This is a genomic window from Micromonospora sp. LA-10, from assembly GCF_051853095.1.
In the GTDB taxonomy this organism is placed as follows: domain Bacteria; phylum Actinomycetota; class Actinomycetes; order Mycobacteriales; family Micromonosporaceae; genus Micromonospora; species Micromonospora echinospora_A.
In genome coordinates this window covers 5,432,556-5,447,482 of the sequence record NZ_CP195710.1, presented here as the reverse complement: position 1 = coordinate 5,447,482, position 14,927 = coordinate 5,432,556, and the positions used below count along the sequence as shown (strand labels likewise).

The 14,927-nt window shown below is 72.1% G+C and carries 16 protein-coding genes; 8 read left to right on the top strand and 8 right to left on the bottom strand.

Annotation, left to right across the window (positions count from 1 at the left end):
• Positions 1-36: 36 nt before the first annotated feature.
• Entirely contained in the window at positions 37-870 is an 834-nt protein-coding gene (gene qcrC, locus ACSDG8_RS25735; RefSeq protein WP_210897120.1) for a cytochrome bc1 complex diheme cytochrome c subunit, read from the bottom strand.
• Between the two features lie 72 nt (positions 871-942).
• Entirely contained in the window at positions 943-1,542 is a 600-nt protein-coding gene (gene ctaE / locus ACSDG8_RS25730; RefSeq protein WP_030500142.1) for an aa3-type cytochrome oxidase subunit III, read from the bottom strand.
• Between the two features lie 108 nt (positions 1,543-1,650).
• On the opposite strand from ctaE, the gene ACSDG8_RS25725 reads away from it, so the two are divergent.
• From ACSDG8_RS25725 to ACSDG8_RS25710, 4 genes are all read left to right on the top strand, one after another.
• Positions 1,651-2,604 (top strand): cytochrome c oxidase assembly protein, encoded by a 954-nt coding sequence (locus ACSDG8_RS25725; RefSeq protein ID WP_210897122.1) that lies wholly within the window; start codon positions 1,651-1,653, stop codon positions 2,602-2,604.
• Between the two features lie 104 nt (positions 2,605-2,708).
• Positions 2,709-3,107: a hypothetical protein gene (locus ACSDG8_RS25720; protein ID WP_210897124.1), complete on the top strand. Its 399-nt coding sequence runs from the start codon at positions 2,709-2,711 to the stop codon at positions 3,105-3,107.
• An 80-nt stretch (positions 3,108-3,187) separates the two neighbouring features.
• Positions 3,188-4,234, top strand: a complete 1,047-nt coding sequence (gene trpD / locus ACSDG8_RS25715) for an anthranilate phosphoribosyltransferase (protein ID WP_210897126.1) — start codon at positions 3,188-3,190, stop codon at positions 4,232-4,234.
• 131 nt (positions 4,235-4,365) lie between these two features.
• Positions 4,366-4,572: a hypothetical protein gene (locus ACSDG8_RS25710; RefSeq protein WP_210897128.1), complete on the top strand. Its 207-nt coding sequence runs from the start codon at positions 4,366-4,368 to the stop codon at positions 4,570-4,572.
• A gap of 1,111 nt (positions 4,573-5,683) precedes the next feature.
• Here the strand turns inward: ACSDG8_RS25710 and ACSDG8_RS25705 are convergent.
• Positions 5,684-6,112 (bottom strand): cytochrome c oxidase subunit 4, encoded by a 429-nt coding sequence (locus ACSDG8_RS25705; protein ID WP_184686981.1) that lies wholly within the window; start codon positions 6,110-6,112, stop codon positions 5,684-5,686.
• Between the two features lie 10 nt (positions 6,113-6,122).
• Positions 6,123-7,094 (bottom strand): aa3-type cytochrome oxidase subunit II, encoded by a 972-nt coding sequence (gene ctaC, locus ACSDG8_RS25700; protein ID WP_210897130.1) that lies wholly within the window; start codon positions 7,092-7,094, stop codon positions 6,123-6,125.
• Between the two features lie 171 nt (positions 7,095-7,265).
• Here ctaC and ACSDG8_RS25695 point away from each other — a divergent pair, with 171 nt between their 5' ends.
• Together ACSDG8_RS25695 and ACSDG8_RS25690 are read left to right on the top strand one after the other, a co-directional pair.
• The gene (locus ACSDG8_RS25695; RefSeq protein WP_210897132.1) at positions 7,266-8,417 is read left to right on the top strand and encodes a cysteine desulfurase family protein; all 1,152 of its coding nucleotides are present in this window, start codon (positions 7,266-7,268) and stop codon (positions 8,415-8,417) included.
• Entirely contained in the window at positions 8,414-8,641 is a 228-nt protein-coding gene (locus ACSDG8_RS25690) for a sulfurtransferase TusA family protein (protein WP_210897134.1), read from the top strand. Before ACSDG8_RS25695 ends, ACSDG8_RS25690 begins: the two co-directional genes overlap by 4 nt.
• Positions 8,642-8,706: 65 nt before the next feature.
• Here the strand turns inward: ACSDG8_RS25690 and ACSDG8_RS25685 are convergent, their stop codons facing one another.
• From ACSDG8_RS25685 to ACSDG8_RS25670, 4 genes are all read right to left on the bottom strand, one after another.
• Entirely contained in the window at positions 8,707-9,258 is a 552-nt protein-coding gene (locus ACSDG8_RS25685) for an AAA family ATPase (protein WP_210897136.1), read from the bottom strand.
• Positions 9,255-10,229, bottom strand: a complete 975-nt coding sequence (locus ACSDG8_RS25680) for a carbohydrate kinase family protein (protein WP_210897138.1) — start codon at positions 10,227-10,229, stop codon at positions 9,255-9,257. The genes ACSDG8_RS25685 and ACSDG8_RS25680 overlap by 4 nt, the downstream gene beginning before the upstream one ends.
• A 180-nt stretch (positions 10,230-10,409) precedes the next feature.
• Positions 10,410-10,778, bottom strand: coding sequence for an iron-sulfur cluster insertion protein ErpA (gene erpA, locus ACSDG8_RS25675; RefSeq protein ID WP_210897140.1), 369 nt, complete (start codon positions 10,776-10,778; stop codon positions 10,410-10,412).
• 139 nt (positions 10,779-10,917) lie between these two features.
• The gene (locus ACSDG8_RS25670; protein WP_210897142.1) at positions 10,918-12,078 is read right to left on the bottom strand and encodes a glycerate kinase family protein; all 1,161 of its coding nucleotides are present in this window, start codon (positions 12,076-12,078) and stop codon (positions 10,918-10,920) included.
• A 43-nt stretch (positions 12,079-12,121) separates the two neighbouring features.
• Here ACSDG8_RS25670 and nadA point away from each other — a divergent pair, with 43 nt between their 5' ends.
• Positions 12,122-13,297, top strand: a complete 1,176-nt coding sequence (gene nadA / locus ACSDG8_RS25665; RefSeq protein ID WP_210897144.1) for a quinolinate synthase NadA — start codon at positions 12,122-12,124, stop codon at positions 13,295-13,297.
• Between the two features lie 213 nt (positions 13,298-13,510).
• Positions 13,511-14,866, top strand: coding sequence for a UDP-N-acetylglucosamine 1-carboxyvinyltransferase (murA, locus tag ACSDG8_RS25660; RefSeq protein ID WP_174530815.1), 1,356 nt, complete (start codon positions 13,511-13,513; stop codon positions 14,864-14,866).
• Positions 14,867-14,927: the final 61 nt, after the last annotated feature.

Here is a 14,927-nt window from a genome sequence, read left to right as displayed (position 1 = left end):
TCGGCGCCACAGCACTGGAACCATTGATCCGTCCGGTCACGACTTGCCCGCAATCCACAGGCTCGCGAAGACCAGCGCGACGATACCGACCAGGAAGATCGCGATGCCCTCGGTCGACGGGCCGTAGCGGCCCAGGTTGAAACCGCCCGGGTCGCCGTCGTGCTTCAGCGTCTCCTGGATGTAGGCGATGATGTCCGCCTTCTCCTCGGGCGTGATCTGGTTGTCACCGAACACCGGCATGTTCTGCGGGCCGCTCAGCATCGCGGCGTAGATCTGCCGGTCGCTGGCCGGCGCGAGGCTCGGCGCGTACTTGCCGGAGGACAGCGCGCCGCCGCCACCGCCGAAGGCGTGGCACTGCGAGCAGTTGATCCGGAACAGCTCGCCACCGGTGGCCAGGTTGGCGCCCTCACGCAGGTTGCCGTTGGGCACCTCCGGACCGCCACCGAGCTCCTGGATGTACTGCCCGAGCTGGCGCACCTGCTCGTCGGTGAACTGCGGCGGCTTGCGCATGGCCTGGGCCTCCTGCCGGGCCATCGGCATGCGACCGCTGCTCACCTGGAACTCCACCGAGGAGGACCCGACGCCGATCAGGCTCGGACCACGGCCCTCGACGCCCTGGGCGTTGCGACCGTGACAGGTCACACAGCTCACGTCGAACAGCGCCTTACCCTCGTTGCCTGCGGCGGTCAACGGCGGGTTGTCCTGCGCCTGCACGCCGGGGGCGAAGACGGTGTAGGCACCGCCGGCCAGCATCAGCGCGGCGAACAGCCGGACCGCGGCGCCCAGCCGGCGGCGGCCCCTGCTGCGCGCTACGGGCCGCCCGCGCAGCCGCGCGAGCAGACCGCGTCGGCGGTCGTTGTCAGAAGTCATGACCTGTGTCCTTAACCGGTTGGACCTTGTCTCAGGGGACGGAGCAGCGGCGCGGTTCGTGACGCGCCAAGATCACTGGAGCCAGTAGATCATGGCGTAGAGCCCGATCCACACGACGTCCACGAAGTGCCAGTAGTAGGACACGACGATCGCCGAGGTCGCCTGCGCCGGGGTGAACCGGCCCATGGTGGTGCGGATCATGAAGATGATGAAGGCGACCAGACCGCCGGTCACGTGCAGACCGTGGAATCCGGTGGTGAGGTAGAACATCGACCCGTAGCCGTCTTCGTTGATCTTCACGCCCTCGTGCACCAGGGTCCGGTACTCGTTCAGCTGACCGAGTACGAAGATCAGACCCATGATGAACGTGATCGTGAACCAACGCCGCAGGGCGTGGACGTCGCCGCGCTCGGCCGCGAACACGCCGATCTGACAGGTGATCGAGGAGAGCACCAGGATCACCGTGAACGTGGTCGCGTACGGGATGTTCAGCACCTCGGTGTGCTTCTCCCACTGCTCCGGCGCAGCCGCGCGGATGGAGAAGTACATCGCGAACAGCGCCGCGAAGAACATGAGTTCGCTGGAGAGCCACACGATCGTCCCGACGCTGACCATGTTGGGTCGGGTCAGGGAGTGGATCCGGCTCTTGTCAATGGCTGGGGCCGCAGTCACGCGGTCATTATTGCCCCTGACCGGGACCGACGATCAGCGGGGTGCCAAACCCGCCCCCTCCGTGGCCCGATCGTGGTGGTCCGCTTCGCCTGACCTACCCTGAAAAGCGTGCTGCACGTCGATCAGATCATCGCCGTCACCTCGGCCGTTCCGGCGACGCTGGCGGCGGGAGGCGAGAGCGCCCCGCCGCCGTTCACCGTGGCCCGGGTGTTCACCGAGACCCGGCTGGACAGCTGGCTCACGCTGGGCATCGTGCTGGCCGCCGGCCTCTACCTCTACGGGGTGCACCGGCTGCGGCTGCGCGGCGACCGCTGGCCGGTCATCCGTACCGTGTCGTTCCTCGGCCCCGGCCTCGGCGGCATCGCGTTGGTCACGCTCACCGGGCTCGGCGCGTACGACACCGCCCTGCTCTCGGTGCACATGGTCCAGCACATGGTGCTGTCCATGATCGCGCCGATCTTCCTGGCGCTCGGCGCGCCGGTCACGCTGGCGCTGCGCACGCTGCCGGTACGCCCGCGCAAGCGTCTTCTCGCGATCGTGCACAGCCGCATCGCGCGGATCTACAGCTTCCCGCTCGTGGCGTTCACCATCTTCGTGGTGAACCCGTTCGCGCTCTACTTCACCGACCTCTACGAGTTCACCCTGCGTCACGAGTGGGCGCACGAACTGGTCCACGCGCACTTCATCGCCACCGGCTGCGTCTTCTTCTGGCCGCTGCTCGGCCTCGACCCGCTGCCCGGCCGCTGGCCGTACCCGGCGCGCGCGCTGCTCATGCTGCTCTCGGTGCCGTTCCACACCGTGCTCGGGCTCACCATCATGCAGAGCACCACGCTGTTCGGCGGCGACTGGTACCCGTCGCTCAACCTGTCCTGGTCCGACCCCTGGAACGACCAGGTGGTGGCCGGGGGCGTCCTCTGGGCCGGCGGCGAGTTCGTCAGCGTCACCATGCTCGCCGTCCTGGTCGTCCAGTGGGTCAGACAGTCCGAGCGCGAGGCCCGCCGGCTCGACCGCGAGCTGGACCGCCAGGAGGCCCGCGAGCGCGCCGCGGAAGCCAGCGCCTGAGGCCCCTTCAGGGGTACGCCCCGAGCCCGCCCGGGCGGGGCGACAGGCCGAACGTGACGCCCGCTACGATCAGCGGGCAGCTACGAGGTGGGAGCCACGTCACGATGAGCGATCGTCTTTGCACCGTCCTGCTCTACAGCGACGACCCGAAGGTCCGCGACCGGATGCGGCTGGCCGTGGGCACCCGGCCGGCGCCCGGCATCGAGATCGAGTTCGTCGAGGCCGACGAGTACGCCGCCTGCGTCCGGCTGGTCGACGACTACGAGATCGACCTGCTGCTGCTCGACGGTGAGGCGAGCCCGGGTGGCGGCATCGGCATCGCCCGCCAGATCAAGGACGACCGCGACGACGCGCCGCCGACCTGCGTGGTGCTGGCCCGCGCCGCCGACCGCTGGCTGGCCGCGTACGCCGAGGTCGACGCCACGCTGACCCACCCGCTGGACCCGGTGATCGCCGGCAGCACGGTCGCGGAGCTGCTGCGCCGCACCCACGCCGCCGCCTGATCCCCCGGCCTTCGCGCGCCACGGCGACGCGGCCGTGCCGCGCCCCAACCGCTTTCCTCACGCCGCTCGGGAGGCCCGTCATGGGCGAACGGACCTGGCCGCTTCTGCTCAACGCGCTGCTGCGCGGCGAGGAGCTCTCCACCGCCGACACCGCGTGGGCGATGGGCGAGATCATGGCCGGCTCGGCGACCCCGGCGCAGATCGCCGGCTTCGCCGTGGCGCTGCGCACCAAGGGCGAGACGCCCGCCGAGCTGGGCGGCCTGGTCGAGGCCATGCTGACCCGCGCCGTGCCGGTGCGCCTGCCCGACGAGGTACGCGACACCGCGCTGGACGTGGTCGGCACCGGCGGTGACCTCGCGCACACGGTGAACATCTCCACCATGGCGGCGCTCGTGGTCGCCGGGGCCGGCGTCCGCGTGGTCAAGCACGGCAACCGGGCCGCCTCCTCCTCGTGCGGCACCGCGGACGTGCTGGAGGAGCTCGGCGTACCGCTGGACCTGGCGCCCGAGCAGGTGGCCCGCTGCGTCACCGAGGCCGGCATCGGCTTCTGCTTCGCCGCCCGCTTCCACCCCGGCATGCGCCACACCGGCCCGGTCCGGCGCGAGATCGGCGTACCCACCGCGTTCAACTTCCTCGGCCCGCTGACCAACCCGGCGCGGCCCCGCGCGGGCGCGGTGGGCTGCTTCGACCGGCGGATGGCCCCGGTGATGGCCGCCGTCTTCGCGGCCCGCGGCGACTCCGCGATCGTGGTACGCGGCGAGGACGGCCTGGACGAGTTCAGCACCGGCGCGCCCACCCGGGTCTGGGTGGCGCAGCAGGGCATCGTCACGGAGGCGCTGCTGGACGCGGCGGAGCTCGGGGTACCCCGGGCCACCCTGGCCGACCTGCGCGGCGGAGACGCGGCCTACAACGCCGACGTGGTACGCCGCCTGCTCGCCGGCGAGACCGGCCCGGTGCGGGACGCGGTGCTGGTCAACGCCGCCGTGGCGCTGTCCACCCAGGGCCCGCTCGACGGCGATCTGCACGAGGCGCTGCGGGCCAACCTGGGCCGCGCCGCCGAGGCCGTCGACTCGGGCGCCGCCGCGGCCGCGCTGGAGCGCTGGCTGGAGGTCGCGCGCGCCGCCTGACGCGGGCCTGGCGCGGGTGTTGTCGTACCCGCGTGCCAAACTACACGGGAGTTATTTTCCGTTTTCGGTCTTTGGTCCACCGGCCCGCGCCCCGTCGCCCCGGCCGGTGCCCGGAGCGAGAGGAGCCACCCGTGTCTGACCGCGAGCTGCACTGCGACACCTGCGAGGACGTCGTGCTGTTCGAGGCGCCGCCCTGCGGCGACGGGCACGGCGTCGACTGCCCGGAGCTGATCTGCACCGGCTGCGGCGCGGCCGTGGTGATCGCCACGTTCGCCTTCCGGCCGACGCGCCTGTCCAGCCGCCGCACCCGCCGTCCTTCTCACCCCCAGGCCGCCTGACCTCCCCTTCCGCCCTTGCGGCGCCTTCCCCTGCCGCACCACGCCGCACTCCTTCCGCGCTGCGCCGCGTCGTTTCTGCACCACGTCGTTCCCGCGCCGCGGCACTTCTGCGCCATCTCGTTCCCGCCACGCGCTTCCGCGACGTCATTCACGCGTCACGCCCTCTCCACGCCACGTCGTTCGTGCGCCAGGCCCTCCCCTGTGGCCACACGGCGCCGCACCCTTCCGCGTGCGACGCGCACTCCCCTGTGCCGCAACGCGCCCCACTCTTCCGCACCACGCCCCACCGTTGCGCGCTGCGCCCCACCGTTCCGCGCTGCGCCGCCCCTCCGGGCTGCCCCTCCACGCCGCGCCGCGGCACCGCGCGGCCACCTCCCCTCCCCGCCACGTGCACCCGACGGTCCGCGGCTCGTGATCAAGGAGTTTGTGTCCCCACAGTCGTCCAGCCGGACACAAACTCCTTGATCACCGCTTGGTGGCCGGCAGGTGGTGGGGGCTCCCCACCCGAAGCGGTGATCAAGGGGTTTGTGTCACCGACGGCGCGCGAAATTGCCTCAAACTCCTTGATCAACGACGCCGGGCGGGAGCGCGCAAGGCGGGAGCGCAAGATGGCCGACGCGCGGGGCGGCGGACGCTGGGCGGTGACGGTGAGCGTCCGGCGGAAGGGCGTCGGCCCTGGGGGGTAGGGCGTTGGGCGGTGCCTTAGGCGTGAGTGTCGGCGGTGACCTCGTGACGGCACCCGGTCTTGGGAGCGGCCCGCGGTTCCGCCCATCGGGACCAGCCGCGCGAGTGAGATCTTGGTAGGAAATGGCCCCTATAGGGGCGCTTTCCTTCCAAGATCTCTTGTGGTCCTGGCAAGTGGAACGGCGCTCCCGGTGAATGGAACAGTCGTGCGGGCGTGAGCCCGAGTGGCGCATCGGAGCCCGAGCGGAAGAGCGCCAGACCGACCGTACGGGCGGTGATCATGAGGTTGACGGGGACAAAAAGGACCGCCAGTGCCGCCAACTTCATGATCAACGCGAACAGCGCAAGGCGCCGAGGGAGGCGGGAGGGGGAAAGCGGCAGGCCCGCTCCCCCGGGAGGGGTGCGGGCCTGCGGCTGGTGCTTCGGGTCAGTGCTCGGCGGTGCGGCGGGTGCCGGAGTAGTACTCGAAGAGCAGCCCGCAGGTGGCGAAGACCACCGCCACCATGCCCAGTCCCAGCAGCCAGAACTGCCAGAACACCAGGCCGAGACCGGCGATCGCGGCGGCCAGCGCCAGACCGAACGGCCAGTAGCTGCCCGGGCTGAAGAAGCCGACCTCACCGGCGCCGTCGGCGATCTCGCCGTCCGGCCGGTCCTCGGGGCGCAGGTCGATACGGCGGGAGACGAACCAGAAGAAGCCGCCGCACATGGCGCAGAGCAGGAAGGAGAGCAGCAGCGCCACGGTGCCGATCCACTCGATGTGGCCGTTGCTGTCGGCGTACGTCCAGGCGCCGTAGAGGATGGCCGCGCCGAGGAGGAACGTGGCGATGGTGAGGAAGATCTTCCACTCGGTCTTCATGCCGGACCTCTCAGCTTCCCGCGCCGGCCTGGGCGTCGGACGGGTTGAAGTTGTTCACGTCGCGCCGGGTGTCGAACGGCTTCGTCTCGGTGGCGTACTCGGGCTCACCGATCTCGCCGAGCGCCTCCTGGGTCGACTTGCCGGCCTTCTTGGCGGCCAGGAACTGGTCGTACTTCTCCGGCGAGACGACCCGCAGCTCGAAGTTCATGAAGGCGTGGTAGCTGCCGCACAGCTCGGCGCAGCGGCCGACGAACGCGCCCTCCTGCTCGATGCTGGAGACCTCGAACGTGTTGCGCACGTTGCCCGGCATGACGTCCCGCTTGAACAGCAGCTCCGGCACCCAGAACGAGTGGATGACGTCGCGGCTGGTCTCCTCGAACCGGATCGAGCGGCCGCTGGGCAGCACGAGCACCGGGATGACCTCGCTGGTGCCGAGCACCGAGGCGACGGTGTTGGCGTCGCGGCCCTGGCCGTCGCGGTAGTTGAACTGCCAGTTCCACTTGAACGCCACGACCTCGACGGTGACGTCCGGGTTCTTCGACTCCTTGATCACGTCGGTCTGCACGACCGCCGTGTAGTAGAAGAGCACGGAGACCACGAGGATCGGCGCGATGGTGTAGAGGAACTCCATCGGCAGGTTGTAGCGGGTCTGCACCGGCAGCTCGTTGCCGCGCTTGCGGTAGCGGACCACGCACCAGAAGATCAGGCCCCAGACGAACACACCGACGGCCAGCGCCGCGATGCAGGACGCGATCCACAGGTCGTACATGCGGTGCGACTCGGGCGTGATGCCGCCCTGCGGCCAGCCGAACCCGCCGAACGCCTTACCGACGTCACAGCCGGTGAGCGAGACCAGCAGCGCCGCCGCGCCGAGACCGAGCCCGGCGATTCGACCAGCACCACGCCGCCGACGTCCACCGGCCCCCGGGGAAGCGCTGTCCCGTACGGCCGAGCGCCGTACCTCCGAACTCCTTGCGACCACCTGGTCCTGCCTCCCTAGCGCGCCGCGGCGGTTGTTCTCCTTGACACCGACGGCAAAGGCGTCACCGACGGTCGCAGATTACTCGACCATGACCGGCCAGGCCGTCTTGGGGTCGCTGTCCACCCCCATCGGGGGGATCTTGGGCGTAACCGGGCGATAGCGTGGACCGTCATGAGCGCCTCCCCGGTCTACCTGGACGCCGCCACCGCGGCCCCGCTGCATCCGGTCGCGCGGCAGGCGATGCTGGCCGCCCTGGACGACGGCTGGGCCGACCCGGCCCGTCTCTACTCGGCGGCCCGCCGGGCCCGCCAGCTCCTCGACGCCGCGCGGGAGGCCGCCGCGCAGACGCTCGGCGTCCGCGCCGACGAGCTGTCCTTCACCCCCAGCGGTACGGCGGCAGCGCACGCCGCAGTGCTCGGTGGTCTGGCCGGGCGGCGGCGGGCCGGGGCGACGCTTGTGCACTCGGCGATCGAGCACTCGGCGGTGCTGCACGCCGCGCAGCGGCACACCGCCGCCGGCGGCGCTGCGGTGTCCGTACCGGTGGACCGGCTGGGCCGGGTGGAACTGGACGCCTGGGCGGCGGCGGTGGCCGCGCCCGGCGTGGCCATGGCCGCGCTGATCGGGGCCAGTCACGAGGTGGGCACCGTGCAGCCGGTGCCCGCCGCGGCGGAGTTGTGCGCCGAGGCGGGCGTGCCGCTGTACGTGGACGCGGCGCAGCTCGCCGGCCGGGCGCCGCTGCCGGCGGGCTGGTCGGCGCTGACCGCCAGCGCGCACAAGTGGGGCGGGCCGCCCGGCGTCGGGCTGCTCGTGGTGCGCAAGGGCGCCCGCTGGGAGACGCCGTATCCGGCCGACGAGCGGGAGTCGGGGCGTACCCCCGGGGTGGTGAACCTGCCGGCGGTGGTCGCGGCGGCGGCGAGCCTGCGCGCGGCGGCGGCCGACGCGGCGGCCGAGGCGGCGCGGCTGGGCCCGCTGGTGGACCGGATCCGGGCGCGGGTGGCGGCCGAGGTGCCGGACGTGGAGGTGGTCGGCGACCCGGTGGACCGGTTGCCGCACCTGGTGACGTTCTCCTGCCTGTACGTCGACGGCGAGGCGCTGCTGCACGCGCTGGACCGGCGCGGGTTCGCGGTGTCGTCCGGCTCGTCGTGCACGTCCTCCACGGTGCGCCCGTCGCACGTGCTGGAGGCGATGGGGGTGCTGTCGCACGGCAACGTGCGGGTGTCGCTGCACCGGGAGACCACCGAGGCGGACGTGGACCGCTTCCTGGCCGAGCTGCCCGGGATCGTGGCGGACCTGAGGGCGCAGGCGGGGGTGACGGACCTGTGAGCGCGACAAGCGAGCCGGACGAGGTGCTGGACTGCCGGGGGCAGCGCTGTCCCCTGCCGGTGATCAATCTCGCCCGGCTGGTGCCGGGGTTGCCGGCGGGCGCGGTGGTGCGGGTGCTGGCCGACGACCCGGCCGCGGCTGTGGACATCCCGGCGTGGTGCCGGATGCGCGGGCACGAGTTCCTCGCCGCGCACGAGGGTCCCGCCTACGACGTCCGGGTGTAAGGAAGGGCCCCTTCTTAACGCCTCCGGTAGAGGAAGGGCCCCTTCTTAACGCACGCCGGCGGCCGTCAGCTCAGGTAGGCGAGGATGCCGGGCAGCGGGTCGGCCGCCACTGCGGTGTCGACCACCAGGCGCGGGCCGATCAGCGGCTCGTACTCGGCGCGGCGGCGCAGCGTCAGCTCCCAGGTGCCGTCCTCGGGCGGGCGCGCGTCGACCCGGCGCCGGTGCTCCTCCTCGTCGCCGCAGTGCACCTCGATCACCCGCAGCGGCACGCCGGCCCGTTCGGCCACGTCGTGCCAGAGGCCGCGGGCGCTGGCGACCGGGTTCACCGCGTCGACCACCACGCTGAGCCCCAGGCCGAGCTGCACCTCGGCCAGTCCGGCGACCGCGCCGTACGCGGCCATGCCGGGCACGTCACCGGTGAGGCCGTAGCGGTGCAGGGCCCGCTCGACCGGGTCGACCGGCAGGACCGGGGCACGCAGGGCGACGCCGACCCGGGCGGCCAGGGTGGTCTTGCCCACGCCGGGCAGCCCGGCGAAGGCGACGAGGACCGGGCCGCCGGAGCCGGGGCGGACCGCGTTCGGGTCCACCCCGCCCGCCGGGACGGCCGGGCCGGTCACAGCAGGTGCGGCCGGACGTCCTCGGCGGCCGCGTCACCGTACGACTCGGCGAGCCGCTTCACGAACAGGTCGCGGCGGACCTCGTACTCCTGGCCGCCGAAGTTCTCCAGCACGTGCGTGGCGAGCAGGCAGCCGACCTGGGCGGCGCGCTCCAGGCCGACGCCCCAGTCGAGCGCGGCGAAGAATCCGGCCCGGAAGCCGTCGCCGACGCCGGTCGGGTCGACCGCCTGGATCTCCCGGGCGATCGGCACCCGGATCGTGCCGATCTCCCGGCCGGCGATCTCCACACCCTGCTTGCCCAGCGTGGTGACCCGGACCTTGACCCGGTCGAGCAGCTGCTCGTCGGTCAGTCCGGCCTTGCTCTGCAGCAGCGACTTCTCGTACTCGTTGGTCATCAGGTAGTCGGCGCCCTCGACCAGGCCGAGCACGTCCTCGCCGTCCATCCGGGCGAGCTGCTGCGACGGGTCGGCGACGAAGGCGTAGCCCCGGTCCCGGCACTCGCCGGAATGGCGGATCATCGCGGCCGGGTCGTTGGCGCTGACCAGCACCAGGTCGAGCCCGCCGAGGCGCTGCGCCACCGGGGCCAGCTCGATGTTGCGGGCCTCGCTCATCGCCCCGGCGTAGAAGGAGGCGATCTGGCACATGTCGGTGTCGGTGGTGCAGACGAAGCGGGCGGTGTGCGCCACCTCGCTGACGTGCACCGAGTCGCAGTCGACGCCGTGGCGCTCCAGCCAGGAGCGGTAGTCGGCGAAGTCGGCGCCGACCGCGCCGAGCAGCACCGGGCGAAGCCCGAGCTGGGCCATGCCGAAGGCGATGTTGGCGGCGGTGCCGCCGCGCCGCAGGACCAGCTCGTCGACGAGGAAGGAGAGCGAGACCTTGTCGAGCTGGTCGGCGATGAGCTGGTCGGCGAACCGGCCGGGGAAGCTCATCAGGTGGTCGGTCGCGATCGAGCCGGTTACGGCGATCTTCATGTCAACCCTCGTGGTCGGGAGCACGGCGCGGTCAGCCTACCGGCCCCCGGACCGGACGGACGGCGGTCGGTCACCAACCGGTCGATCAGCGCACATCCGGACGTCACACGCGGGGGGTACGACGAAACGGCGGGCCGCCCCACCCGGGACGGCCCGCCGTTTCGTCGTCGGTGCGTCGACTCAGCTGAAGGAGTCGCCGCAGGCGCAGGAGCTGCCCGCGTTGGGGTTGTCGATGGTGAAGCCCTGGGCGTCGATCCGGTCGGCGAAGTCGATGGTCGCGCCCGTCAGGTAGGGGGCGCTCATCCGGTCGACGACGACCTCGACACCGTCGAAGTCGGTGACGACGTCACCGTCGAGCGACCGCTCGTCGAAGAACAGCTGGTACCGCAGGCCGGAACAGCCACCCGGCTGCACGGCGACCCGGAGCCGCAGGTCGTCGCGGCCCTCCTGCTCGATCAGGGCCTTGACCTTCTGCGCCGCGACGTCGGTGAGGACGACGGTGCTGGGGGCCTTGGCCTCGGTCGACTCGGTCTGCGCTGGCGTGGTCACGTGGAAGTCTCCCTGCGCGGTATTGGTCCGGACGTCCTGGCCAACGCCGCACGTCCGCCAGTGATTCCCGGTGTGGTCCGTCTTTCGATCGTACGCCGCCGTCGGCGTCACCACCCGGCGGCGTGACCAGCGGAACCGGTCAGCGGCTCCACTGCCCGGCCAGCCGGGCGCCGAGCGCGCGCAGTCCCTCGGCCGGCCGCGTCATCGCCGCGTCCGTTCCCCCGTGCTCCTCGCCGCCGAAATGCTCCACCAGGCTGTACGCGTCGGTCACGCCCGCCGCCGCGGCTTCCCGCCGTCCGGTGCTCACCCGTCCCGCCAGCACCACGCAGGGCACGCCCCGGTCCCGGGCGGCTCCGGCCACGCCGGCGACCACCTTGCCGCGCAGCGACTGGTGGTCGAACGAGCCCTCGCCGGTGATCACCAGGTCGGCGGCGTCGAGCGCGGCGTCCAGCCGCACCGCGCGGGTGACCAGCCCGATGCCGGATTCGCACCGGCCGCCCAGCGCCAGCACCGCCGCGCCGAGGCCGCCTGCGGCGCCGCCGCCGGGCAGCGCGCCCAGCCCTGGCGGGCAGCCCGGCAGGCGCTGCGTCAGCACCTCCGCCCAGCGGGTCAGCGCGGCGTCGAGCAGCAGCACGTCGGCCCGGTCGGCGCCCTTCTGCGGGCCGAAGACGCTGCTCGCGCCGTGCAGCCCGAGCAGCGGATTGTCCACGTCGGTGGCGGCGACGAGCGTCGCGCCGCGCAGCCGGGGCTCGCCGTCGAGCGCGGCCACCGCGGTGAGCGCCGCGCCGCCGTACGGCAGGGCCCGGCCGGCGTCGTCGAGCGGCGTGACACCCAGCGGTACGAGCATCCCGGCGCCGCCGTCGTTGGTGGCCGAGCCGCCCAGCCCCACCACCACAGTGCGCGCGCCCGTCTCGACCGCGGCGGTGACCAGCAGCCCCAGCCCGTACGAGGTGGTGGCCTTCGGGTCGCGTTCGGCGTCGGCGAGCAGGTGCAGGCCGCACGCCTGGGCGCTCTCCAGGTACGCCGTGCCGTCGTCGGTGAGCAGGATCTCACCGGTGGCCGGGCGGCCCAGCGGGTCGACGGTGGGCACCGGCAGCCGGCGTCCGCCGAGTGCCTCGGCGAGCACCTCGACGAACCCGGGTCCGCCGTCGGCCAGCGGCCGGACCAGCAGTTCGTCGCCGGGGGCGACGTCCCGCCAGCCTTCGGCGACCGCGGCGGCCACCTCGGGGGCCGACAGCGTGCCGGCGAACTTGTCCGGGCAGAGCAGCACGCGCATGCGCAGCAGTGTGGCAGGCCACATCCGAGGCGGCTGCGGCGCGGGCGCGCTGTGGGACCATGGGGGCGTGACTTCGACCTGGGTTGAGCCGTCCAACACCGCCACGGCGCTGCTTCTCCTCGGCCGCGGCAGCGACCCCGCCACCGAACGTGGCGTGGAGTGTCCGGGTGATCTTCCCGCGCCGAGCGACCCCGACCTGGTGGCGCGCGCCGCCGCCGCGAAGGCCGCGCTCGGCACGAAGGTGTTCGTGCTGGGGCACCACTACCAGCGCGACGAGGTGATCCAGTTCGCCGACGTGACGGGCGACTCGTTCAAGCTGGCCCGGGAGGCGGCGGCCCGGCCGGACGCGGAGTACATCGTCTTCTGCGGCGTGCACTTCATGGCCGAGAGCGCCGACATCCTCACCTCGGACGCGCAGAAGGTGATCCTGCCCGACCTCGCGGCCGGCTGCTCGATGGCCGACATGGCGGTGCTGTCGCAGGTCGAGGCCGCGTGGGACACGCTCACCGACCTGGGCGTCGCGGGCGACACCGTTCCGGTGACGTACATGAACTCCTCGGCCGACATCAAGGGTTTCGTCGGCCGCAACGGCGGCGTGGTCTGCACCTCGTCCAACGCCAAGCGCGCGCTGGACTGGGCGTTCGAGCAGGGCGGCAAGGTGCTGTTCCTGCCCGACCAGCACCTGGGCCGCAACACCGCGGTGCTGGAGATGGGCTTCTCGCTCGACGACTGCGTGCTCTACGACCCGCACAAGCCGGGCGGCGGGCTGACCGCCGAGCAGCTACGGGACGCGAAGATGATCCTGTGGCGCGGGCACTGCTCGGTGCACGGCCGCTTCACGCTCGACAGTGTCAACGACGTACGCGAGCGGGTGCCGGGCGTGAACGTGCTGGTGCACCCGGAATGCCGGCACGAGGTGGTGAACGCCGCCGACCTGGTGGGCTCGACCGAGTTCATCATCAGGACGATCGAGGCGGCGCCGGCCGGTTCGGCGTGGGCGGTTGGCACCGAGCTGAACCTGGTCCGCCGGCTCGCGCTGGCCCACCCGGACAAGCAGATCATGTTCCTCGACCGGGCGGTCTGCTACTGCTCGACGATGAACCGGATCGACCTGCCGCACCTGGTGTGGGCGCTGGAGGAGCTGGTCGCCGGCCGCGTGGTCAACCAGATCACCGTCGATCCGGACACCGCCCGACACGCCCGGTCGGCGCTGGACCAGATGCTCGCGCTTCCGGGAGCCTGATCACCCTCGGTCACCCCGCTGGCACGGAAACGCACCGGACACCCCGGTTCGTGCCCTCGCTGGTGATGTGACCGATTCCATTTTCGTCACGGAGGGCTATGCTGCCGGGGCGATGACACACGCGGCCCGTTTTCCCATGACCGCGTTCCGGGTAGCGATGAACTCGTGGACCCATCACTAGACACGGCAGCACCCAACGCGCTGGAGGTTGCGTTGACCGACGACGTCCTGGTCGTACACGGAGGCACTCCGCTTGAAGGGCGGATCCGCGTGCGCGGCGCGAAGAACCTGGTGTCAAAGGCGATGGTGGCCGCCCTGCTCGGCGACACACCCAGCCGACTGTTCGACGTGCCGCGTATCCGTGACGTCGAGGTGGTCCGCGGTCTGCTCGGCCTGCACGGCGTCAAGGTCAGCGACGGCGACGAGGAGGGCGAGCTGGTCTTCGACCCCTCCAACGTCGAGAGCGCCAGCACCGACCAGATCAACGTGCACGCCGGTTCCAGCCGGATCCCGATCCTGTTCTGCGGCCCGCTGCTGCACCGGCTCGGCCACGCGTTCATCCCCGACCTGGGCGGCTGCCACATCGGCCCGCGCCCGATCGACTTCCACCTCCAGGCGCTGCGCGAGTTCGGCGCCACCGTCGACAAGACGCCGGAGGGCCTGCACCTGTCCGCGCCCAACGGGCTGCACGGCACGAAGTTCGCGCTGCCGTACCCGAGCGTGGGCGCCACCGAGCAGGTGCTGCTCACCGCGGTGATGGCCGAGGGCGTCACCGAGCTGCGCAACGCGGCGGTCGAGCCGGAGATCATCGACCTCATCTGCGTGCTGCAGAAGATGGGCGCGATCATCAAGGTGCACACCGACCGGGTGATCGAGATCCAGGGCGTCAAGAAGCTGCACGGCTACACCCACCGGCCGATCCCGGACCGGATCGAGGCGGCCAGCTGGGCGGCGGCGGCGCTGGCGACCCGCGGGCACGTCGAGGTGCTGGGCGCCCAGCAGGCCGACATGATGACCTTCCTGAACATCTTCCGCTCGGTCGGCGGCGAGTACGAGGTCACCGACCTGCGCCCGCCGCGCGGCGGCAGCGCGGGCCAGGAGGGTGGCATCCGCTTCTGGCACCCGGGCGGCGAGCTGAACGCGGTGGCGCTGGAGACCGACGTACACCCGGGTTTCATGACCGACTGGCAGCAGCCGCTGGTGGTCGCGCTCACCCAGGCCCGCGGCCTGTCGATCGTCCACGAGACGGTCTACGAGCAGCGGCTCGGCTACACCGAGGCGCTGAACACGATGGGCGCCAACATCCAGGTCTACCGGGACTGCCTGGGCGGCACCCCGTGCCGCTTCGGCCGGCGCAACTTCAAGCACTCCGCGGTGATCGCCGGGCCGAGCAAGCTGCACGCCGCCGACCTGGTCATCCCGGACCTGCGCGCCGGGTTCAGCCACCTCATCGCGGCGCTCGCCGCCGAGGGCACCTCCCGGGTGTACGGCGTGGACCTGATCAACCGCGGCTACGAGGACTTCGAGGCCAAGCTGGCCGACCTCGGCGCGCACGTCGAACGCCCCTGACCGTCCCGGTCCCGCGCCCGGTGCACCCGTGATGTGCACCGGGCGCGGCCGGTTGGCTACC

What these genes read in the sequence shown, in the direction of transcription:
- qcrC (WP_210897120.1), bottom strand. Translation starts at nt 870, where the DNA reads ATGACTTCTGACAACGACCGCCGACGCGGTCTGCTCGCGCGGCTGCGC.
- ACSDG8_RS25720 (WP_210897124.1), top strand. Translation starts at nt 2,709, where the DNA reads ATGAGCGATCGTCTTTGCACCGTCCTGCTCTACAGCGACGACCCGAAG.
- trpD (WP_210897126.1), top strand. Translation starts at nt 3,188, where the DNA reads ATGGGCGAACGGACCTGGCCGCTTCTGCTCAACGCGCTGCTGCGCGGC.
- ACSDG8_RS25705 (WP_184686981.1), bottom strand. Translation starts at nt 6,112, where the DNA reads ATGAAGACCGAGTGGAAGATCTTCCTCACCATCGCCACGTTCCTCCTC.
- ACSDG8_RS25695 (WP_210897132.1), top strand. Translation starts at nt 7,266, where the DNA reads ATGAGCGCCTCCCCGGTCTACCTGGACGCCGCCACCGCGGCCCCGCTG.
- ACSDG8_RS25680 (WP_210897138.1), bottom strand. Translation starts at nt 10,229, where the DNA reads ATGAAGATCGCCGTAACCGGCTCGATCGCGACCGACCACCTGATGAGC.
- ACSDG8_RS25670 (WP_210897142.1), bottom strand. Translation starts at nt 12,078, where the DNA reads ATGTGGCCTGCCACACTGCTGCGCATGCGCGTGCTGCTCTGCCCGGAC.